At 66.0% G+C, this 244-nt stretch carries 1 protein-coding gene; it reads left to right on the top strand.

What is annotated here, in order from left to right; translation table 11 throughout:
- Positions 1 to 244: SDR family NAD(P)-dependent oxidoreductase (locus tag SB753_RS40475; protein ID WP_410805603.1), on the top strand; the 244-nt coding region annotated here is incomplete at both ends.

Genomic DNA, 244 nt, shown 5'->3' with positions numbered 1-244 from the left:
CCTCGACACCAACCTGAGCAGCGTGTACCGCACCTCCAAGGCAGTGATGCGCGGCATGATGAAGGCGCGCAAGGGCCGTATCGTCAACATCGCCTCGGTGATCGGCGTGACCGGCAACGCCGGCCAGGCCAACTACGCCGCGGCCAAGGCCGGCATCATCGCGTTCTCCAAGTCGCTGGCCAAGGAAATCGGCTCGCGCGGCGTGACCGTCAATGTCGTGGCGCCGGGCTTCATCGACACCGAC

The sequence above is a fragment of the Paraburkholderia sp. SIMBA_053 genome, assembly GCF_046534895.1.
GTDB lineage: Bacteria > Pseudomonadota > Gammaproteobacteria > Burkholderiales > Burkholderiaceae > Paraburkholderia > Paraburkholderia caledonica.
The sequence above is the reverse complement of the archived record's forward strand: the minus strand, read 5'-3'. Positions and strand labels throughout refer to the sequence as shown.